The organism is Gilliamella sp. LMG 34360 (assembly GCF_984568995.1).
Genome location: NZ_OZ474900.1, coordinates 1,364,205 through 1,387,992 on the forward strand (window position 1 = coordinate 1,364,205; position 23,788 = coordinate 1,387,992).

Here is a 23,788-nt window from a genome sequence, read left to right on the forward strand (position 1 = left end):
ATGCTTTAAAACCCTAAAAGCGAGTAACGCACTTCATTTTAATTTATTAATCAATCAATCAATCAAATGCTAAGATAAAGTTTATTGGGTATTACTGTTTTTTGCAATATTTTTGCCATTTACTAAGCCAGCTATCATGCTTTTTGTCTTGTATTAATACTGATTGCATACGAGCATGTATCAGTTTGTACAAGTTGATGCTACTATTATCTTTATAAGGTACTCCTGTAAGCAGATAAAGTGCATCAGCGATATGCTCGACAGTCCAAATTGAAAACTGCTCTTTTTCAATGGCCTCAATAACTTCATCATTTAAACTTAAATGACGTTGATTGGTCGCAGGGATAATCACACCTTGTTTTCCAGTTAAGCCTTGATGTTTGCAAACAGCAAAAAAACCTTCAATTTTTTCATTTACACCGCCAATAGATTGCACATGGCCAAACTGATCAACTGAACCAGTGACTGCAAGTTGCTGATCGATGGCTTGCTCTGATAATGCGCTTATTATTGCGCAAAGTCCAGCAAGAGATGCACTATCTCCATCAATTTCATTATAAGACTGCTCAAACACTAATGATGTGGAAAAAGGGAGCTGGTGATTAATAGCAAATTCAGACATTATAAAAGCCTGCATAATCATCATGCCTTTAGAATGGATACTGCCCGCTAAATCAGTTTTCCGCTCAATATCAATAAATTCTCCATCCCCAAAATGAATAAGGCAGCTTAAGCGTGTTGGCTCGCCAATTGCTTTTGGGTATCCAGGATATTCAATCACCGATAATCCATTAACTTGACCCACAACTTGATCTTTTGTGTTAATCATAATTTGATTAGTAAAGATTTCATCATGTAGTCTTTCTTGCAAATAAGCTTCATGCCAAGATTTTTGTTTTATTGCTTGGGTAACAGCAAATTCATTTATAGCATTATTTTGTGAAAAATGTGTCGCATTCACCAAAACAGAATTAATCCAATCTACTGAAAGGGGTAAATAATATTGATCGCCTGTATAGCGGGTCGCTTCTTTATAAAGTTTACCAATCGCTGAATTATCAATATTAGGCAACTGTTGCTTATCAGTAATAAATTTTAAGTAATCAACCCATTGTTCAATATCTTCTATTGATTTTACTGGTAATTCATTTTCAAACTCAGTATAGATTGAGGTTGCATAAAACTCTGGTTCAAAATCTTGCAACTCAGCTAAACTTAATCTATCACCAACAAAAATAACACGTAAATCTAGAGGCATTTTAGGAATTGACAAGGGTAACGGGTGTGATTCATCAGACGAAAACCATTCAAATTCTTGTTTAATGACCATCTGTTTTAACTTTATCCAAAGCTCTGGTTGGCTTAGTAATGAGCGTAGCCCTAAAATTAAAATGCCACCATTAATTTGATGAACTAAACCTGCTTGTAGCTTAATCTGACCATTTTCAGGTTGTCTGACGCATCCAAAAAGCTTTTCAGAATCGACAGCGGAAACAGCTAAACAACTATTTTGAGTGGCAAAATTATCTTGTTTACTTTTTGCTTTATTCAGTGTGATTTTATTTTCATTGAAAAAATAGCTGTAGCCTAATTCTGATGATGAGAAATCGGATTTAACCGCTTGCTCAAGTAAAGAGAATAAAAGCTCACTTTCAGGCGCTTTTAGTAGCATAAATCGCGGACTATAATTTGCTCTTGTATGCGGGCATAACAAAGATAAAGCCGAAGCAATGCGTGGTTGCCATTTAAGTAAATGGGCTGATTTATCTGACACCAATCTGGCTGTATCTACTTGAGTATTAAATGCAGAAATTTTTGTTAAATCAGGTTGGATGTGTTGTGATTTGAGTTGTGTAATTGCCAAAGTTATAGTCTTTATTGTTAGCTAAATAGATCCGAGAATTATAACAAGTATCGATTATAACGCCAACAAATTACCTAAATCTTTATGCTAACGAATAAAAAAATTACAGAAAGATTTTTTAAAATCAGGTAAACTATGCCACAAATTAATTTGTACTTACCATCTCATCATTACCAACGATTAAATATGCTCAAACTTAAAAGTAACCACTTCAAAGATGAACAGACCACACAAATTGTCAGTTGGGGTCATTGGTTTACATTGTTTAATGTATTTGTCGTGATTGCTTTGGGAAGTCAATATTTATTTATTGCTGATTGGCCTCGTACTTTTATGGGACGATTTTATGCAATTATTAGCGCAATTGGTCACTTCAGTTTTTTAACATTTATTGTTTATCTGATCTTACTTTTTCCGTTAAGCTTTTTTATTCGTTCGGCTTGTTGGCAACGAATGATTGCCATAATCATTGCAACATTGGGTATTGCACTACTTCTAATTGATATTGAAGTGTTTACGCAATTTAGGATGCATCTTAATTTATCGATTTGGCAACTGTTAACAACGCAAAAAGCCTCATTTTTAAGTACTAACCTGATTATTATTCCATTCATTCTACTTTTAGAAATATTGTTTGCAACATGGAGTTGGAAAAAATTACGCAGTTTAAGTAAGCGAAAATGTTTTGCTAGACCTATAGTCATTCTTTTTATGCTAAGTTTTGTCTCTTCCCACTTAATTCATATTTGGGCTGATGCCAACTTTTATAGGCCAATAACCATGCAACGGTCAAGTTTGCCTCTTTCTTACCCGTTGACGGCTCGGCATTTTCTTGAACGTTACGGTTTTATAGAAGAAAATGACTATCGCAATCGTATTACTCAAGAAGGCAATCCGTTTGCACTTGCAATTGAATATCCATTAGATCGCATTACTTTTGACGATACACAAGTATCGAAAAAAAATGTGCTTATGATAGTTATTGATGGTTGGAACTATAGTTTACTGACGGAAAATATGCCGTGGTTAAATGACTTTGCAAAAAGTAATATTTACTTTGGTAATAATTATGCTTCAAGCAATCAAGCTTATTTAAACGATTTTTCACTATTTTATGGTTTAGATCCAAATTATTACAACAGTATTTTAACCAGTCATAAAACATCTACTTTATTTGAAGTAGTCAACCAGCAGCACTATAACTTAGGCTTATTTTCAACAGAAGGATTTTCGGAACCTCTTTATCGTTATGCATTATTGTCTAATTTTACCTTGCCTGATCCTATAAAAAAGAATAACAAACAGACAACAGATAATTGGATCACATGGTATGCTAAACAAAATGAGTTAAATAACCATGCGCCATTGTTTTCTGTTATCCAATACTCTCTGGGTAACAAAAATAAAAAAATGCCAATAGCTGAATTAGAATCCAATGCGATGAAGCTCGATCAATATTTAAAATCGATAATTGATCATTTAAAACAGTCAAACCTATTTGATAATACTATTATTATTATTGCAGGAACTAACGACATAAAAGTTGATAAAGTTAAAAAAACAGCTTTACGTAATGATGTTAATAACTTTAATCGAGAATATCTAAAAGTACCATTAATTATTTCTTGGCCAGGTAAAGAAAGTCTTAAAGTTAATCATATTACCTCACAAATAGATATATTGCCGACATTGATGCAAGATGCATTTAATGTAACAACATCTCCACAAAAATATAGTCAGGGTAATAATTTATTTAATCAAATCTCGAAACAATGGATTATTGCAGGTAATGAAAATAAAATTGCCGCACTTTATAAAGATAAAACTATTGTCATCGATGAATATGGTCGTTCTAAAGTTTATGATTTAACGGGTAAACAATTGAAAAATGAAAAAATCAGCTTACCTATCTTTTTACAAATTGTTACCGAGAATCGACGTTTTATGGTAGTGGACAATTAACAGTTTAGATTAAAGAGAACGGATTTATTTAAGTAAAAAAATAATTAATCACTTCTTTATTAAAAAAATTGTTCCTCAAATTTCAGATTTAATTTTGTCAAAAACGAGATCACAAATAAAATATTTAATATCCATCCATATAAATCATTAACAAAGAACCGTTTAATTATGGTTCTTTTTCACAAATAAACAATAAGCCAATCAAAAATTCTGAATAAGAATTTCATTCAAAAACCGATAAAATTGACAATTAAAGCCTCAATAATGCGCATTGATAGATAGAAAAATTATTTATTAAAGCAAATTGTTGAATTTTTAATTGATAAAATTAATGAATCAGATATAAGTGGCTGAAATTAGAGCTTTTGATGTTCATGAGAACTTTAACTTTATTAATTTTATAAATTAAAAGCTCAATTCATTTACTCAAATAACGTCATGATCACAAGAATTATTTTTAATATTAGCTATCAACTTATTAACAAAATGTAAAAAAAATTTACAAAATTATTGACCGTCCAATTTGAGGTTGTGTATTATTTATATCATCTGTTTGTTTTTTGATTAAATAATATTTAATTGGACTATATCAACCGTTTTTTGAATTAACCAAGGATCCCAACATGGATATAAAGGAGATAAAAGGAGTAGTTGCCGATAGCTTTTCTTCTTTAGTTAGTAATTTTTCACATAATAACTATTCTCTATCAATTGAAAATATTGAAACTTCTCAAATTTCAATATTATCGATAGAAGGTCATGAACATCTAAATCAACCTTGGCAGTATACCATACATTTTACTAGCCAAAATAAACAAATCGCTATTGCATCTGTGCTTAGTCAATTTGCCTCATTGACTTTTCACCCTGCCAACTTACCTAGTGAATTGATTAACATCGGTTCATCAATAGCAAGTGACAAACCCAAAACCATCTATGGTGTTATCACTGAGTTTAGTTTAATTTCAATTAGCAATGATGAAGCACATTATCAAGTCATACTTGAACCACGAATAGCATTACTGGCTAACAACCATCAAAGCGCAATATTCCAAAATAAAAGTGTGATCGATGTTGTGGAAGAGGTTTTGCGTAATCATAATTTTACAGGTGTTGATTTTCGCTTCGAATTAAACCAAACCTATCCTATTCGAGAATTTATTACTCAGTGGCAAGAAAGTGATTTAGCTTTCATTCAACGACTACTGGCAGACATAGGTGCTTATTTTTATATTAGTACTCATTTAGAACATAATTGCGATACTATCGTCATCAGTGATTATGAACAAGGATACCAAGATGCTGGAAGTACTATTATTAAGCAACCAAATGGTTTAAATGACAGTCAGCGTTATAGTGTATGGGATTTACAATTCAGTAGTAAAACAAAACCTAACCAAGTTAGTGTTAATGATTACAATTATCGTATGGCTGACAGTTCACTTTATGGCAGTGATAACAGTCAACCAAATGATACTACTACCCGTGGTGAAGATTATCGTTACGAAGAGCATCATAAATCGCTCGGTGATGCACAGACAGTTGAAAGTGGTAGTTGGTATGCACACATAAGACATCAACATTACATGAGCGAACAACTCATTATTTCGGGCAAATGTAATGACTATAAACTCATTCCTGGTCAACATATCACTATTGAAGATTGTCCAATTGCAGATATAAAAGACGGTATTATTATTGTTTCGACCAATTGTACGGGTAATCGAACTGATTCTTATCAAACACAATTCACGGCTATACCTTATGATGGCCTTAAACCGTATCGTCCTGCACCATTGCCATGGCCACAAGTAAGTGGCACCTTACCTGCAAGGGTAACAAGTCCTAATGATGATACTTATGGTTATATTGATACCCAAGGCCGCTATCGTATTAAATTCAATTTTGATTTAAAAAATTGGAAAAAAGGTGAGGAAAGTTTATGGGTTAGACTGGCAAAACCTTATGCTGGTGATACATATGGCTTTCATTTTCCCCTTATCGATTCTACTGAAGTCGCTGTAGCGTTCACTAATGGTAATCCAGATCGTCCTTATATTGCTCATGCTATGCATGACAGTAGCCATCCAGACCATGTTACCACTATCAACAAACACCGCAATGTGATACGCACTCCAGCTAACAATAAACTGCGAATGGATGACAAACGCGGACAAGAGCATATAAAGCTGGCAACAGAATTCGGCAAAACTCAACTTAACCTTGGTCATCTGGTTAATGACAAAAAAGAACAGCGAGGTAGTGGGTTAGAGCTACGTACCGATGAATGGGGGGCGATAAGAGCAGGTAAAGGGTTATACATAACCAGTGAAGAACAAGTAAAAGCGGGTAATAAACAGTTACAAATGGATAGTGCCATTAGTGAGCTTGCACAAGCCAGTGAAATGGTGAAAAGGCTCAATGAATTGGCACAAGCGGCTCAAGCCGAACTTTCTGATTTACAAACACAAAAACAGCTATTTGAACAAAGCTTACAAGAATTAAAACAACCAGGAATATTAACTTACTCACCTTCTGGGATAGCTGATGTGACTCCAAGTTCTATCCAGCAAACTGCGGGGGAAAACATTATTCAAACAGCGCAAAGCAGTATTGATGTTAACGCCTTTAAACGTTTTATGGTAACCGCTGGCAATATGATTAGCCTTTTTGCCAATGCTATGGGTATAAAAATATTTGCATCAAAAGGTAATGTAGATATCCAAGCACAAAATGAAGAAATGCTATTAACTTCTAAACAAAATATGAAAATTACAAGTACTGACAGTGAAGTCATTATCTCAGCAAACAAAAAACTTACTCTTGCGTGTGACGGTGTTGGTATTGTATTGGAAAACGGCACTATAAAATTTATGGCTCCTGGTGATATTGAAGCGCATGTTGCTAGCTTTGGTGTGATAAGTCCATTAAGTTACAATGGCAGTTTACCTGAATTACCAGCAGGTAGTACATGTAAGGAGAAAGGGTAATGAAGCAACAATTAATTGCTCTGCTAGATAATGAAAATAACCAAAAATATTATCGTTACTTATTGCTTGATCCACTCACATCGGTAAGTGAACTTGATTTTGTTGGGTTAAATAATATAAAAGATTTATATGGGGAACAAGCCGTTACACCAGTTGTCAGAAAAGATTTAGCTTATGACTTAGACGCTTGCCCGCAATTAGTAACGCTTGGTAAACCAAACCAAGAGCTTGAAAACCGATTACTACATTTTAGTTTGATTGAGGCAAAAGGTGAGATATTGCAAAGCAAACGTTATGTATGTTGCTGGCTAGTGAGTCAATATGAGCCTAAAATTGTGGCTAAAATTTTATCTGAAATTGGTATGCATTTAACCCAGTTTTTAGGATCAATATTTGTCCCTTTTTATGAGCCGTTTCGGATGCAATTGTTGCATCAAGGTAATCTAATCTGCCCGGAATTTTTGGCTGATTTATTGAGCAGTTTTGTGAGTTACAGTTATTTAACCGTTAATAAAACTATCGAAACTATCAAAAATTTAGGTTACAAACCGAATCCATCAACTATCTTTTTGAGTGAAGATGCAAAATTTTATAATCAACATATCAAAAAGATTTTTGATATCTATTTATCACAAGCAAATATTTATATAAAGCTTGATAAAGAAACTACCCAAATTAATTTACTCGATTTGGCCAGAGCTTATCACAGAGCTTGCTCTTACGGTTTAACCAATTTAAATGATCAACGAACTTTCACAATAATGACACTTCGTTATGGTAATCTACTGAGTAATAGCACAATAAAAATGGCTATAGATCAAGCTAAGTTAAATGAAGGAAGCTTATCAGAAAGATTTCAAGCGATAGATAGACAAGAGTTTTTATCGATAAAAAACTAAAATAAATAAGAATGAATAATGGAAGAAACAATGACCGGTAATTTAGAAAATACAGAACAAACAGAAACAATAAGTAAAGAAAAACAAAAAAAAGCAGAAGATTTAGAAGATAGAATAATTTATGGTGAACTGGATAAAGGAAAGGATTCTCATTCACCTTTAGCCAATGGCAACTGTGGTGTATGTGAACGTAAAGGTTTTCCGATTTTTTTAGTCCGAAAAGCACCGGTTAGTGCAACTTTTATATCAAAACATAATATTGGTATCGCTGAGAAAAAACTCTCTGACGACAATCGTGAACCGGAAGTAGATTTAATTACTCATAAATATGTGTATCGAACCTTACGGGTAGGTTATGTTTATATTCTAGTCAAACATAAACAAAAAGGTTGGGAATTTATGGGATATGAAGTCACTCCATCAGGAGTATTTCGTCATAAAACCATTACCGATGTTAAAGAACGCAATGTTAAAGAAATTCCTACAGGCTGTACTGAAGGCAGCAATAATCACCATATACCCGGTTCTTTTATTAATATAGATACCAGTGTGTATGAGGGAGAGGCCTATATAGCCTATACTCGCAGAGCTTGGTCACAAGGGAAAAACAGCACAATTGAAAAATACCTTAAATTGATGAACGAATCTTCAATTACCATCGATTTACCCTCAAAGAAAGAGCAAGATTCATCTGAATCGCAAGATGAAGCAGCTCAAGTGGTTGAACGCAACACAAAAACGATTGAGTTAGATACTGCATTAAAACGCTTTACCAAAATAAATTTGAATGAAGAGTCTTACAAAGATCCTGATAAGCTTACTGAAGGGGGGAAACGCAGTTTTAGATTAAAATCGTTAGAATCTGAAAAATCATTATTAAATTCAAATTCATTATTAGAATTAGCCGTTGATCCAAAAATGATAGTGCATAATGATAATGAAAATAATGATGAGGACAAACAAAAAGAGTTAATCCAAGACGAAAACACCTTTATAACCGCCCATAAATTCAATTCACTACGCGACCGTAAAGGAAAAGGCGCAGAAAAAGGAAACGGCGTAGAATATGAATATGAGGCTGAATCTACTAAATTGAGAGACCAGATTGAAAAATTCCAACAATCAGGCAAATATGTTGTACCGGTAGTTATTGTTGAAGATCCATTTGGTATTGCTGAAGAATTAAGTCTACAGCGTCAGTTAAAAATTGAACCGATAACACAAATTATTATTAAATCGGAAGAGATTTATTCAAAAAAAATAAATGAACACTATAATCAAATAATTAAATCCAATAAGCGATTGGATAAACAAATAAATGCACATATAAATCAACAAGAGCCAAAGCCAGAAAGTTCGTCTTCTAGTCAAGTTGACAAATACCAATATCAGGAAATTTTCAATAGATTGGGCTTGGAAAAAAATAATTATTTTAGTGAAGAAAGACTGCATAAACGTAAAACATTATCTTTAATAAATGAATATCGCAACCAAATCGTATCATCTGAAACAGCAAAAGCAGAAGATAAAATATATTATGATTTTGCTTTGATTAATAACGTTTCTGAATCCCCAGGCGAGATTAGTGATTTTCCTTTAATGAAGAGATATCTAGAAAAAGGTTATGAGGAAGTCGAGATGACTTCAGAAGAAAAACAAAAGAAGTTGAAAGAAATGAATGATCAATTTCGTCCGTTCTGTGACTATATAGATGTCAAAAAGTTTAGAGAAAACAACACTGCTGAGCAGAATGCTAAGAACAATATTGCCAAGGAGTTAGCGAAATATAATGAATTGTTAAATCAAAAAGAAGAATTAGATTTTATACATCAAGAAAAAAACGATTATGATAAATTTCTTAAGACAATAGCTACACATTCGCAAGATTATTTTTATTACCTTAGTTGGTTATTTGGATTCAAAGGCTATTCGAAATATGCACCAACAGCGATCACCAAGTTTAATGATTGTGAATTTTGGTTGTTAGAATGTGATACAAATTGCTCGAACAATCATGTTGGTTATTTAACAGATTTTTTAAAACTGATCGATTTTACTTGTTTAGGTGGGATAAAAACAGAAGTACAATCCGCAGTATGGGATGCATTGCTTACTAATTTAAATAGTCTATTTTTTCATCTAATTGATGGTCAAAAGGGTAGTTTTTGGGAATTACTTTTAAATAAACGTCTTGGAATTTTGCAGCAAGAGTTAGCCACATACCCAAGCTTTCAACCGCAATTGGCTAATAAAAATAAAGAAGAATTAAAAAAATATATTGCAGAGTGTGCAGAAAAAGAAAAAACTGCTAAAGAAAAGCGCCAGCAACAAACAAAACAAATTTTACAAGAATTTGAAGAAAGCCAAGGTGATGGAAAACTTGCTGATGACTTTTTCTGTGAAAAAGGCGAATTAATGTTAACTCTTTATACAATGCTAATATCGCGGGTTATGTCGGGATTAGCCAACAGACCACTTGAATGTCCACAAAATGATCAACTATCGCCAGAACAAGAAAAGTCATTAGTAACTAAACAAGCCGAAGAAATTAAACATCAAATTATGCCGTTACTTTTCCAAAGTGCGATGGTGATGCAAGGTAATTTAATGTTCAATTTTCAGTTACAAAATATACCAGGAGTTGAATTAAGCTCTATACTGAATTATATGGAATCATTAGCAACTACTGGTAAAGAGTTATCTTATGATAAACATCCAATAACAAACTCAAATCAAAACGATACCATTAATTGGAGTTTTTTTTCAGAGGGAGCTGATTATGTAAGCCAGATTATCAAAATTGCCGAAATTGTCAAAAATGAGAACATGGTACTCAGTGGTCAGAATTTATTTCGGGCAATTAGAGCATGTTTAACCATGCCAATGATGCGAAACTGGAGTGACTTTACGATAAGACTAAATTTTGTAAAGAATAATTTGTTGGATGTATTCAATGAAGTAAAAGTACAGTTTTGTGAAAGTCTATCTGGTTCGATAACAAATACTAGATTAAATACTAATACCCATTCTAAAAAAGAAGTTATGTTTAGTGTCGTTAAAATTGTCTTAGCGGGTATACAAGCCGAGGCATCTCGACATCTTTATTACCAAAATATGGAAGCATTACAAGACCTTTCCATCAGTCAAACTTTACGTTTTCAACTTGAACGTGACGCTAAGTTTGGATATTGTAAAATGCTGGCAAATTATTCCTCCTTAATTAATGAAGTTATGGTCTTTCTCAATAACACTCTGGCACCGATATTTAGAGGGATTTTAGATGCCAGTAGAACTCTAAGAATGTTTAGTAATGGCGTACTTAAAACATCAGTAGCCGTTTCAGGCGTTTTTGGCATAGTAACCTCAGTGATCACAGTTATCGAAGGTGGTATGCTAATGATGAAAGGGTGGTCAAAAGGCGGTAAAGTAGGGACAGCATATATGATAGCTGGCGGTTTACAAATGTTTTCCGGTTTTATTACCTTGATGCAATCTGTGGGATTGTTAAGTTTATTAGGTGGACCAATTGCTGGTGTATTATTTGTTTTAGGAGTAGTTGCCACTTTTGTATCAATGATTATCTTAAGCATATTTAAAGATGAATCCGATGATTGGAACAGCATGCAAATCTGGTTTAATTACTGTTTATTTGGATTAAAAAAGCCAACCGATAAAGGTAAGGCCTATTTATCAAGTTTTGATAGTATGGCAATGGCAATTAATGACTACATGGTGGCAAGAAGTGGAGTTTATGCCGTTATACACTTAGGTAATTCAACCTTTTATTCACATAAAACACGAGCAAATAAAGATGTAATGGAGGCCACTTCTGGAATAGTGACGACATTCCCAATTTTTACGGCAGTTGACTCAGCGAGTAAAGAGGTTTATATGTCGCTTGGTTTACCGAATTACAATAAAAAGGAAAGCGATTATGAAGGTATGCTTCGTTTTTATAATGCTGAAAGTAATGAAGTGGCAACGGTTAAAATCAGTAAAGGATTACAATACCCTCAATTAAATTTTGTTGATAATTCGCCAACAGATATTTTGGTTAAACGCCCCGAGCCTTTAAAACCAGTGACCCGAGAAAAAGATTTGAGAAAAAGTAAAGTTGGCAGAGTTGAATTCTATAAAGATGCGACCGATAAAGACGGTAAAAATTTAGGATATTTTAAAATTTATTATAAAACGGGTGAATGTTATTTCCCTGTTGATAGTGAAATCTATATGCAAATCCTATATTGGCCTAAAGGAAAAATGACTAAAAATGACCAAAATAAAAGTGTTGAAACTTATCCAATCGTGATACACGATACTGTAAAAAGCGAGATATTCTCATGAAATTAAATTTAATTAAAATAAACCAATTAATAATTCTGATTTTAACTATTAGTACTTTATTGGGTTGCTATAACAAAGAAGAGTTTAAGCAAAGAATTAAAAATGGTTGGGACGAAGTGCATGCTAGCACTAAACTAAAAGGCGACTTTTGCTACTTTTTAGGTGACGTAAAATTTCCTTATACCGACGAGCCAGTATTAGAAGATGATAGTAAATGGCAAAAATGGAATAAAGAAAAATTAATAAAAACGTTACCATTGTTCGCAGAGATTGGTTTATTAACTCGTGAGCCGGTAGAAGGACACCCCGAGCTTTATCATTATGAGGTGACCGAATTAGGGGAAAAATACCGTTATCAAAATATTGATAGAAGCGGAAGTGACCCGATATATGAAAATTCTTTTTGTTATGGTCAGATAGTGGTAGAAGACGTAACAGATGTCGAAAAAAATGAATATACGCGTGCAAAGGGTTATAGTTACAATCAAACCAATTTTTATGTTACTTATAATTATCATGTAATTAATGTACCGAATTGGGTATTAAATTCGGAAAATAAACTCAATGCTATATATGAACCAATAACAGTAAGTTTACCAGAAGAAACTTACCGAGATGTCGTAACATTTTATGTAGGTAAGGGAGATAAATTATATGAAGATAGTATACATTATAAATTAATTAATCCTGTTACTGATATCAATTAAATTATGGAAAATTAATCTCAATTATCAGCCATTGGTCAAGTATGAATGCAAAAACTATATGGCTGAGTTTTTTTAGGAATGTAACAAGAATCAATGAAATTAAATTTAATTAAAATAAGCCAATTAATAATTATGGTTTTAACTATTAGTACCTTATTAGGTTGCTATAACAAAGAAGAGTTTAAGCAAAGAATTAGAGATGGTTGGGACGAAGTGCATGCTAGCACTAAACTAAAAGGCGACTTTTGCTACTATGTAGGGGACGTAAAATTCCCTTATACCGACGAGCCAGTATTAGAAGATGATATTCAGTGGGATATTTGGAATAAGGGAAGATTAATAAAAACGTTGCCTTTATTTGCTGAGATTGGTTTATTGACTCGTGAGCCGGTAGAAGGACACCCCGAGCTTTATCATTATGAGGTGACCGAATTAGGGGAAAAGTATCGTTATCAAAATATTGATAGAAGCGGAAGAGACCCGATATATGAAAATTCTTTTTGCTATGGTCAGATAGTGGTAGGGGACGTAACAGATGTCGAAAAAAATGAATATACACGTGCAAAGGGTTATAGTTACAATCAAACCAATTTTGATGTTTCTTATAATTATCATGTAATTAATGTACCGGATTGGGTATTAAATTCAGAAAATAAACTCAATGCTCTCTATAAACAAATAAAAGTAAGGCTACCGAAAAAAACTTATGAAGATGTCGTAACATTTTATGTAGGCAAGGGAGATAAATTATATGAAGATAGTATACATTATAAATTGATTAAGTCTGCTCACTAATAGCGATTAAATTATGGAAAATTAATCTCAATTATCAGTCATTGGTCAAGCATGAATGCAAAAACTAAAATAAATAAGAATGAATAATGGAAGAAACAATGACCGGTAATTTAGAAAATACAGAACAAACAGAAACAATAAGTAAAGAAAAACAAAAAAAAGCAGAAGATTTAGAAGATAGAATAATTTATGGTGAACTGGATAAAGGAAAGGATTCTCATTCACCTTTAGCCAATGGCAACTGTGGTGTATGTGAACGTAAAGGTTTTCCGATTTTTTTAGTCCGAAAAGCACCGATTAGTGCAACTTTTATATCAGCTCATAATATTGGTCTCGCTGAGAAAAAACTCTCTGACGACAATCGTGAACCGGAAGTGGATTTAATTACTCATAAATATGTGTATCGAACCTTACGGGTAGGTTATGTTTATATTCTAGTCAAACATAAGCAAAAAGGTTGGGAATTTATGGGATATGAAGTCACTCCATCAGGTGTATTTCGTCATAAAACCATTACCGATGTTAAAGAACGCAATGTTAAAGAAATTCCTACAGATTGTACTAAAGACGGCAATAATCACCATATACCCGGTTCTTTTATTAATATAGATACCAGTGTGTATGAGGGAGAGGCCTATATAGCCTATACTCGCCGAGCTTGGTCACAAGGGAAAAACAGCACAATTGAAAAATACCTTAAATTGATGAACGAATCTTCAATTACCATCGATTTACCCTCTAAGAAAGAGCAAGATTCATCTGAATCGCAAGATGAAGCAGCTCAAGTCGTTGAACGCAACACAAAAACGATTGAGTTAGATACTGCATTAAAACGCTTTACCAAAATAAATTTGAATGAAGAGTCTTACAAAGATCCTGATAAGCTTACTGAAGGGGGTAAACGCAGTTTTAGATTTAGTTCATTAGAATCTGCAAATTCATTATTAGAATTAGCCGTTGATCCAAAAATGATAGTGCATAATGATAATGAAAATAATGATGAGGACAATAAAAAAGAGTTAATCCAAGACGAAAACACCTTTATAACCGCCCATAAATTCAATTCACTACGCGACCGTAAAGGAAAAGGCGCAGAAAAAGGAAACGGCGTAGAATATGAATATGAGGCTGAATCTAGTAAATTGAGAGACCAGATTGAAAAATTTCAACAATCAGGCAAATATGTTGTACCGGTAGTTATTGTTGAAGATCCATTTGGTATTGCTGAAGAATTAAGTCTACAGCGTCAGTTAAAAATTGAACCGATAGCACAATCGGTTGTAAGAGCGGAAGAAATATATAATAAAAAAATAGATGAGCACTTTAGAAAATTATTTGAATCCAATAAACGGTTAGATGAAAAACTCAAGGAAAGTCTTGATGAAAATATAGAAAAATCAGAGGAAAAGACTTCTGACATAGAAGACTATAAGCCAGCTTACCATGCGATAGAGAAAACTTCAGTTGCTAAAAGCAAGTATTTTAGTGAAGAGCGTCTTCACCTACGTAAAACATTATCACTTATTAATGATTATCGAAACCAAATTGAATCGATAGAGATATCCCAAGCCAAAGATATTATTCATTACGAATATCTTACAGAGGTGATTTTTCGTGGCGAACCTGAACGAACAAGTTGGAAAGGAGTCAACGCTTATTTAGCTCAAGGTTATATTGAAATTCCTATGAGTGCGGAAGAAAAGCAAAAGCATCTGGAAGATGTAAAAGCTAAGCGACCACCAGGATCTCAAGTTCGTTATTTAGATGTTCGAAAATTTCGATTAGATAATACAGTTGGACAAGCTACTAAAGAAAAAATTGCGAAAGAACGAGCTAAATATGATAATTTACTTGATTTGGAAAAAGAGAGACAGTTTCTTGAGGAAGATAAAGAGGATTACAATGCTATTTTGGAGTCAATATCAAATTTTTCACAAGATTATTTTTATTATTTAACATGGCTATTTGGGTATGAGGGTTGTTCAGAATATGCACCAAAATCAATCAATAAGTTTAATGATTGTGAATTTTGGCTGATTGAGTGTGATACCAATGCATCCAATAACCATGTTGGGTATCTAACCGATTTTTTAGCCTTAATTGATTTTGCTTATTTAGGCGGCATTAAGACCGAAGAACAAACAGCCGTATGGGATACATTACTAAATAACAAAAATAGTCTGCTTTATCATATTATTGACGGTAAAAAAGGCAGTTTTTGGGAACTTGTTTTACATAAACGTCTTAAAATTATGGAAGATGAACTGTCGACAATTTCTGAATTCCAACCACAATTAATGCATAAAACCAATAATGAAGAAATTAAAAAACATCTGCAACAGCAGGAAGAAAACCAACTGAAAGCAGGGCAGGAGCGACAACAACAAACTAAAATCATTTTACAAGAACTTGAAGCTGAACAGCCCCAAAACCAATTGGATGAGAGTTTTTTCAGTGAAAAAGGTCAATTAATGCTAACGCTTTACTCCATGTTATTAACACGGGTATCTTCAGGAATAACTAATCGCCCTACTGAGAAAGCTGAAACACAAAAAGACAGTTTGATTAAACAAAATGTCAAAAAACTCATGATTGAAAGTGGCCTAATTGTTAATGGGGAATTAATATTATATTTACAGTTACAAAACATCCCGGCTCTTAAATTAAATTCAATACAGACTTATTTTGAGCCGTTATCTCACAGTGCCACTCCATTACCAACGTTTGATTATACGGTATCGGACAGTAGTCAACAAGCCGAAATTGACTGGGATGTTGTTGATAGTACATTGAATTATATAGATATGGCCAATAAAATAGTTGAAGTGGCGAATTCACCAAGAATCCTGGCCAGTGGTAGGACATTTTTCCGTGCAGTGTACCACTATATTTTACGCGATTCATCGGTAATGAGGTTCCCATTTAAAGATTTAAAAAAGATATTTATTCAAAGCTATAATAATATTAAAAAAATGAATGGAGAATCTATTTTAAATTCAGTTAAAAACGCAGGATTAAATCCTACCACCAGAGTGAATGCCATAAGTGTTAGTCTTGCTAGCAGTCAGTTGTTAACAGCTGGATTACAAGCAGGTGTTACTTATATCCAATATCAGGAAAATTTAAAAAAATTAGAGGATAATTCGATTGGCGAAACAATACGCTATGAAATTAAGCGTGATGTACAGTTTGGTTTTTATAAAGTTGTGGCGGGATTCACAAATACCATAAATGAATTGCTTAAATTTGCTGATTTAACGCTGAGTCAAGCTGTCAGAACATTTATTACCAACCGGGCAAGTTTAAGCACGTTAGTTAATGGTGTATTTAAAATCTCAGCTGGTGCTGTAGGTGTTATGGGCATAATTAGCAGTGTGATTTCCATTGCTGAAGGATGCTTCCTTTTTGCAAAAGGGATGCAAAAAAGTGGTGCGGTTGGTACAGCTTTATGTATCGCAGGTGGTTTACAGGTTATATCGGGGATTGCTAGCTTAGCACAATCGATAGGCTTAATGTTATCCATATCTATATTCAGCGGACCTATTGGCGTAGCGATTTTTGTTTTTGCATTGGTGGCACAACTTGCCATAGCGATTATCCAATCAATATATAAAGATGAATCAGACGATTGGAATAAAATGCAAATCTGGTTTAATAACTGCTTGTTTGGCACAAAATCATCAGATAAAGGCATCGCTTATGCTGAGACATTTGATAGTATGGCACTGGAAATTAATGACTTTATGGCTGCTTTAATTAATCTACATGCAGTAATACAATTACAAGAAAAACCGATTTATTACCAAGAACAGATGCGTTTGTACAAGCAAACTAAACTTCATAATGACAAGCAAACTAAATCGGGTCGACCCACAGGACCTACAAGTATTGCACACTTGTGTCGGGAAATTTATATTTCATTTATTTTACCAAATTATGATGAAAAACAAAGTGAATATAAAGGTATGTTAAGGTTTTTTGATAGAAATAATCAAGAAACCGTTGCTTTAAAAATTACAAAAGGTAAGGAATTTCCAATTTTGGAGTTTGCCAACGGTTCACCAGAAGATTTATTGATAAAACGTCAAGAACCTTTGAAACCGGCTGATTTGCCTACAACGTTAGTTCCAAGCAAAGTAGGAAGAATTGAATTATATAAAAAAGCAACTGATTCAGAAAATAATGAATTGAATTATTTTCAAGTTTTTTATAAGGTGGGCGAATTTTGTTATCTAAGTATTGAAGAGATTTATTTACAATTAAATTATTGGCCGAAAGGTCAAACGTCGCAAAATAGTCAAAATAAAATTATTGACAACCCGCCATTGATGATTTATTACACTTATAAAAATCATCACTCCCTTGTGATGGGTTTTTAAAATATAGGAAAATATATAATGAAAAATAATGTCCAATTAACAATCCTAATACTTGTGTCCAGTCTTCTTTTTGGTTGCGATACTTATAATAAAGAGGAGTTCAAAAAATTAACTCAAAACGTTTATGATAGAGTACAAGCCAAAACTAAAATCAAAGGAAATTTCTGTTATTATTTGGGATCTGTGAAATTTCCTTATACAGATATTCCCCCTTTAAAGGAAGATACTCAATGGGATGGTTGGAATAAAGAGGATTTAGCAAATACCTTACCCTTATTTGCAGAAATAGGCTTATTAACTCGGCAGCCCGTTGAAAGTGAGGAAAAACTCTACCATTATGATTTGACCGAGTTGGGGCAAGAATATTTATATTCTTTTTTTAACAAAACACCAAGTGGAGACACAATTTATAATAATGCTTTTTGCTATGGTCCAATAAAAGTGATTAAAGTCAGAGATGTGAGCGAAAAAACGTATGAACATGGTAGGTATAGTAATAATGAAACATTAGTGTCTGTTAATATTGATTATCAAGTAGTTAATACGCCTGAATGGGTAATTAACAATCAAGATAAACTCAAAGCATTATATGGTTCACATTACGTATTCTTGCCAAATGTTACTTACCCTGAAACGCAACTGTATATTAAAGGTAAAGATGGCAAATTATATTTAGAATCATGGTCTTATCTTCTTATGCAACCTTCTGGAAAGTTATTAACAGATAAAGAATAAATGATGAAAAAAATTATCCAATTAATAACCGCAATATTTGTAACGAGTCTTCTATAAATAAGAATGAATAATGGAAGAAACAATGACCGGTAATTTAGAAAATACAGAACAAACAGAAACAATAAGTAAAGAAAAACAAAAAAAAGCAGAAGATTTAGAAGATAGAATAATTTATGGTGAACTGGATAAAGGAAAGGATTCTCATTCACCTTTAGCCAATGGCAACTGTGGTGTATGTGAACGTAAAGGTTTTCCGATTTTTTTAGTCCGAAAAGCACCGATTAGTGCAACTTTTATATCAGCTCATAATATTGGTCTCGCTGAGAAAAAACTCTCTGACGACAATCGTGAACCGGAAGTGGATTTAATTACTCATAAATATGTGTATCGAACCTTACGGGTAGGTTATGTTTATATTCTAGTCAAACATAAGCAAAAAGGTTGGGAATTTATGGGATATGAAGTCACTCCATCAGGTGTATTTCGTCATAAAACCATTACCGATGTTAAAGAACGCAATGTTAAAGAAATTCCTACAGATTGTACTAAAGACGGCAATAATCACCATATACCCGGTTCTTTTATTAATATAGATACCAGTGTGTATGAGGGAGAGGCCTATATAGCCTATACTCGCCGAGCTTGGTCACAAGGGAAAAACAGCACAATTGAAAAATACCTTAAATTGATGAACGAATCTTCAATTACCATCGATTTACCCTCTAAGAAAGAGCAAGATTCATCTGAATCGCAAGATGAAGCAGCTCAAGTCGTTGAACGCAACACAAAAACGATTGAGTTAGATACTGCATTAAAACGCTTTACCAAAATAAATTTGAATGAAGAGTCTTACAAAGATCCTGATAAGCTTACTGAAGGGGGTAAACGCAGTTTTAGATTTAGTTCATTAGAATCTGCAAATTCATTATTAGAATTAGCCGTTGATCCAAAAATGATAGTGCATAATGATAATGAAAATAATGATGAGGACAATAAAAAAGAGTTAATCCAAGACGAAAACACCTTTATAACCGCCCATAAATTCAATTCACTACGCGACCGTAAAGGAAAAGGCGCAGAAAAAGGAAACGGCGTAGAATATGAATATGAGGCTGAATCTAGTAAATTGAGAGACCAGATTGAAAAATTTCAACAATCAGGCAAATATGTTGTACCGGTAGTTATTGTTGAAGATCCATTTGGTATTGCTGAAGAATTAAGTCTACAGCGTCAGTTAAAAATTGAACCGATAACACAAATTATTATTAAATCGGAAGAGATTTATTCAAAAAAAATAAATGAACACTATAATCAAATAATTAAATCCAATAAGCGATTGGATAAACAAATAAATGCACATATAAATCAACAAGAGCCAAAGCCAGAAAGTTTGTCTTCTAGCCAAGTTGACAAATACCAATATCAGGAAATTTTCAATAGATTGGGCTTGGAAAAAAATAATTATTTTAGTGAAGAAAGACTGCATAAACGTAAAACATTATCTTTAATAAATGAATATCGCAACCAAATCGTATCATCTGAAACAGCAAAAGCAGAAGATAAAATATATTATGATTTTGCTTTGATTAATAACGTTTCTGAACCCCCAGGCGAGATTAGTGATTTTCCTTTAACGAAGAGATATCTAGAAAAAGGTTATGAAGAAGTCGAGATGACTTTAGAAGAAAAACAAAAGAAGTTGAAAGAACTGAATGATCAATTTCGTCCGTTATATGAATATATAGATGTCAAAAAGTTTAGAGAAAATAACACTGCTGAGCAGAATGCTAAGAACAATATTGCCAAGGAGTTAGCGAAATATAATGAATTGTTAAATCAAAAAGAAGAATTAGATTTTATACATCAAGAAAAAAACGATTATGATAAATTCCTTAAGACAATAGCTACACATTCGCAAGATTATTTTTATTACCTTAGTTGGTTATTTGGATTCAAAGACTATTCGAAATATGCACCAACAGCGATCACCAAGTTTAATGATTGTGAATTTTGGTTGTTAGAATGTGATACAAATTGCTCGAACAATCATGTTGGTTATTTAACAGATTTTTTAAAACTGATCGATTTTACTTGTTTAGGTGGGATAAAAACAGAAGTACAATCCGCAGTATGGGATGCATTGCTTACTAATTTAAATAGTCTATTTTTTCATCTGATTGATGGTCAAAAGGGTAGTTTTTGGGAATTACTTTTAAATAAACGTCTTGGAATTTTGCAGCAAGAGTTAGCCACATACCCAAGCTTTCAACCGCAATTGGCTAATAAAAATAAAGAGGAATTAAAAAAATATATTGCAGAGTGTGCAGAAAAAGAAAAAACTGCTAAAGAAAAGCGCCAACAACAAACAAAACAAATTTTACAAGAATTTGAAGAAAGCCAAGGTGATGGAAAACTTGCTGATGACTTTTTCTGTGAAAAAGGCGAATTAATGTTAACTCTTTATACAATGCTAATATCGCGGGTTATGTCGGGATTAGCCAACAGACCACTTGAATGTCCACAAAATGAACAACTATCGCCAGAACAAGAAAAGTCATTAGTAACTAAACAAGCCGAAGAAATTAAACATCAAATTATGCCGTTAATGTTCCAAAGTGCGATGGTGATGCAAGGTAATTTAATGTTCAATTTTCAGTTACAAAATATACCAGGCGTTGAATTAAGCTCTATACTGAATTATATGGAATCATTAGCAACTACTGGTAAAGAGTTATCTTATGATAAACATCCAATAACAAACTCAAATCAAAACGATACCATTAATTGGAGTTTTTTTTCAGAGGGAGCTGATTATGTAAGCCAGATTATCAAAATTGCCGAAATTGTCAGTAATGGTGACATGGTACTCAGAGGTCAGAATTTATTTCGGGCAATTAGAGCATGTTTAACCATGCCAATGATGCGAAACTGGAGTGACTTTACGATAAGACTAAATTTTGTAAAGAATAATTTGTTGGATGTATTCAATGAAGTAAAAGTACAGTTTTGTGGAAGTCTATCTGGTTCGATAACAAATACTAGATTAAATACTAATACCCCTTCTAAAAAAGAAGTTATGTTTAGTGTCGGTAAAATTGTCTTAGCGGGTATACAAGCCGAGGCTTCTCGACATCTTTATTACCAAAATATGGAAGCATTACAAGACCTTTCCATCAGTCAAACTTTACGTTTTCAACTTGAACGTGACGCTAAGTTTGGATATTGTAAAATGCTATCAAATTATTCATCCTTAATTAATGAAGTTATGCTCTTTCTCAATAACACTCTAGCACCGATATTTAGAGGGATTTTAGATGCTAGTAGAACTCTAAGAATGTTTAGTAATGGCGTACTTAAAACATCAGTAGCCGTTTCAGGTGTTTTTGGCATAGTAACCTCAGTGATCACAGTTATCGAAGGTGGTATGCTAATGATGAAAGGGTGGTCAAAAGGTGGTAAAGTAGGGACAGCATATATGATAGCTGGCGGTTTACAAATGTTTTCCGGTTTTATTACCTTGATGCAATCTGTGGGATTGTTAAGTTTATTAGGTGGACCAATTGCTGGTGGATTATTTGTTTTAGGGCTAGTTGCCGCTTTTGTATCAATGGTTATCTTAAGCATATTTAAAGATGAATCCGATGATTGGAACAGCATGCAAATCTGGTTTAATTACTGTTTATTCGGATTAAAAAAGCCAACCGATAAAGGTAAGGCCTATTCATCAAGTTTTGATAGTATGGCAATGGCAATTAATGACTACATGGTGGCAAGAAGTGGAGTTTATGCCGTAATACAATTAGAAAATTCAACCTTTTATTCAAATAAAACACGAGCAAGAAAAGATGCAATGGAGGCCACTTCCGGAATTGTGACCACATTCCCAATTTCTACGGCAGTTGACTTATCGAGTAAAGAGGTTTATATGTCGCTTGGTTTACCGAATTATGATTCAGATATAAGTGATTATGAAGGTATGCTTCGTTTTTATGATGCTAAAAGCAACGAAGTCGCTACAGTTAAAATTAGTAATGGTAAAAAATACCCAATACTGGAATTTGTTGATAATTCGCCAACGGATATTTTGGTCAAACGACCCGAGCCTCTAGAACCAGTGATGGCAGAAGAAAATTTGAAAATAAATAAAGTTGGAAAAGTTGAATCCTATCAATTTGCGAAAGATGAGAAAAGTAATAAACTAAATTTTTTCCAAATTTATTATAAAACAGGTGAATGTTATTTCTCTTTTGATAGTGAAATCTATATGCAAGTCCTATATTGGCCTAAAGGAAAAACGATCAAAAATAACCAAAATAAAAGTGTTGAAACTCATCCAATAGTGATACACGATACTGTAAAAAGCGAGATATTCTCATGAAATTAAATTTAATTAAAATAAGCCAATTAATAATTATGGTTTTAACTATTAGTACTTTATTAGGTTGTTATAACAAAGAAGAGTTTAAGCAAAGAATTCAAGATGTTTATGAAAATGTACACGCTAATACTAAACTAAGAGGTGATTTTTGCTACTTTTTAGGTGATGTTAAATTCCCTTATACTGACGAACCCATATTAGAAGATGATAGTAAACAGCGTAAGTGGAATAAAGAAGATCTTGCTAAAACATTACCTTTATTTGCCGAGATTGGTTTATTAACTCGTGAGCCGGTAGAAGGACACCCCGAACTTTATCATTATGAAGTGACCGAATTAGGGGAAAAATACCGATATCAAGATATTGATAGAAGTGGAAGCCGAACGAGATATGAAAATTCTTTTTGTTATGGTCAGATAGTGGTAGAAAGTGTAACAGATGTTAATAAAAACGAATATACACGCGCGCAAGGTTATAGTTACAATGAAACCAATTTTGAGGTTTATTATAATTATCATGTAATTAATATACCGGATTGGGTATTAAATTCAGAAAATAAACTCAATGCTCTCTATAAACAAATAAAAGTAAGATTACCTGAAAAAACTTACCGAGATGTCGTAAAATTCTATGTAGGTAAGGGAGATAAATTATATCAAAATACTTTAGGTTATAAATTGATTAATCCTGTTACTGATAGCGATTAAATTATGGAAAATTAATCTCAATTATCAG

At 33.1% G+C, this 23,788-nt stretch carries 11 protein-coding genes; 10 read left to right on the forward strand and 1 reads right to left on the reverse strand.

Annotation, left to right across the window (positions count from 1 at the left end):
- Nucleotides 1-91: 91 nt before the first annotated feature.
- Entirely contained in the window at nucleotides 92-1,672 is a 1,581-nt protein-coding gene (locus tag AC5LW9_RS06150) for an AAA family ATPase (protein WP_370528809.1), read from the reverse strand.
- Between the two features lie 327 nt (nucleotides 1,673-1,999).
- On the opposite strand from AC5LW9_RS06150, the gene AC5LW9_RS06155 reads away from it, so the two are divergent.
- From AC5LW9_RS06155 to AC5LW9_RS06200, 10 genes are all read left to right on the forward strand, one after another.
- Entirely contained in the window at nucleotides 2,000-3,826 is a 1,827-nt protein-coding gene (locus AC5LW9_RS06155; protein WP_493456517.1) for a DUF3413 domain-containing protein, read from the forward strand.
- A 623-nt stretch (nucleotides 3,827-4,449) separates the two neighbouring features.
- Nucleotides 4,450-6,816: a type VI secretion system Vgr family protein gene (locus AC5LW9_RS06160; RefSeq protein ID WP_493456518.1), complete on the forward strand. Its 2,367-nt coding sequence runs from the start codon at nucleotides 4,450-4,452 to the stop codon at nucleotides 6,814-6,816.
- Complete coding sequence (locus tag AC5LW9_RS06165) at nucleotides 6,816-7,715, forward strand: hypothetical protein (RefSeq protein WP_334322059.1); 900 nt, start codon at nucleotides 6,816-6,818, stop codon at nucleotides 7,713-7,715. The genes AC5LW9_RS06160 and AC5LW9_RS06165 overlap by 1 nt, the downstream gene beginning before the upstream one ends.
- Before the next feature lie 30 nt (nucleotides 7,716-7,745).
- Entirely contained in the window at nucleotides 7,746-12,059 is a 4,314-nt protein-coding gene (locus AC5LW9_RS06170; protein WP_493456519.1) for a toxin VasX, read from the forward strand.
- Nucleotides 12,056-12,766, forward strand: coding sequence for a hypothetical protein (locus AC5LW9_RS06175; RefSeq protein WP_493456520.1), 711 nt, complete (start codon nucleotides 12,056-12,058; stop codon nucleotides 12,764-12,766). The genes AC5LW9_RS06170 and AC5LW9_RS06175 overlap by 4 nt, the downstream gene beginning before the upstream one ends.
- A 132-nt stretch (nucleotides 12,767-12,898) precedes the next feature.
- The gene (locus tag AC5LW9_RS06180; protein ID WP_493456521.1) at nucleotides 12,899-13,561 is read left to right on the forward strand and encodes a hypothetical protein; all 663 of its coding nucleotides are present in this window, start codon (nucleotides 12,899-12,901) and stop codon (nucleotides 13,559-13,561) included.
- 98 nt (nucleotides 13,562-13,659) lie between these two features.
- A complete protein-coding gene (locus AC5LW9_RS06185; RefSeq protein ID WP_493456522.1) occupies nucleotides 13,660-17,940 on the forward strand; it encodes a toxin VasX in 4,281 nt (1,426 codons plus the stop codon).
- Nucleotides 17,941-17,958: 18 nt separating this feature from the next.
- Nucleotides 17,959-18,675: a hypothetical protein gene (locus tag AC5LW9_RS06190; RefSeq protein WP_493456523.1), complete on the forward strand. Its 717-nt coding sequence runs from the start codon at nucleotides 17,959-17,961 to the stop codon at nucleotides 18,673-18,675.
- Nucleotides 18,676-18,757: 82 nt separating this feature from the next.
- A complete protein-coding gene (locus tag AC5LW9_RS06195; RefSeq protein ID WP_493456524.1) occupies nucleotides 18,758-23,053 on the forward strand; it encodes a toxin VasX in 4,296 nt (1,431 codons plus the stop codon).
- A complete protein-coding gene (locus AC5LW9_RS06200) occupies nucleotides 23,050-23,760 on the forward strand; it encodes a hypothetical protein (RefSeq protein WP_198236973.1) in 711 nt (236 codons plus the stop codon). The genes AC5LW9_RS06195 and AC5LW9_RS06200 overlap by 4 nt, the downstream gene beginning before the upstream one ends.
- The last annotated feature ends 28 nt before the right edge of the window (nucleotides 23,761-23,788 follow it).

Bases quoted from the DNA above. Each gene is read 5' to 3' on its own strand.
- AC5LW9_RS06150 (WP_370528809.1), bottom strand. From the start codon at position 1,672: ATGCTACTAAAAGCGCCTGAAAGTGAGCTTTTATTCTCTTTACTTGAG.
- AC5LW9_RS06155 (WP_493456517.1), top strand. From the start codon at position 2,000: ATGCCACAAATTAATTTGTACTTACCATCTCATCATTACCAACGATTA.
- AC5LW9_RS06160 (WP_493456518.1), top strand. From the start codon at position 4,450: ATGGATATAAAGGAGATAAAAGGAGTAGTTGCCGATAGCTTTTCTTCT.
- AC5LW9_RS06165 (WP_334322059.1), top strand. From the start codon at position 6,816: ATGAAGCAACAATTAATTGCTCTGCTAGATAATGAAAATAACCAAAAA.
- AC5LW9_RS06170 (WP_493456519.1), top strand. From the start codon at position 7,746: ATGACCGGTAATTTAGAAAATACAGAACAAACAGAAACAATAAGTAAA.
- AC5LW9_RS06175 (WP_493456520.1), top strand. From the start codon at position 12,056: ATGAAATTAAATTTAATTAAAATAAACCAATTAATAATTCTGATTTTA.
- AC5LW9_RS06180 (WP_493456521.1), top strand. From the start codon at position 12,899: ATGGTTTTAACTATTAGTACCTTATTAGGTTGCTATAACAAAGAAGAG.
- AC5LW9_RS06185 (WP_493456522.1), top strand. From the start codon at position 13,660: ATGACCGGTAATTTAGAAAATACAGAACAAACAGAAACAATAAGTAAA.
- AC5LW9_RS06190 (WP_493456523.1), top strand. From the start codon at position 17,959: ATGAAAAATAATGTCCAATTAACAATCCTAATACTTGTGTCCAGTCTT.
- AC5LW9_RS06195 (WP_493456524.1), top strand. From the start codon at position 18,758: ATGACCGGTAATTTAGAAAATACAGAACAAACAGAAACAATAAGTAAA.
- AC5LW9_RS06200 (WP_198236973.1), top strand. From the start codon at position 23,050: ATGAAATTAAATTTAATTAAAATAAGCCAATTAATAATTATGGTTTTA.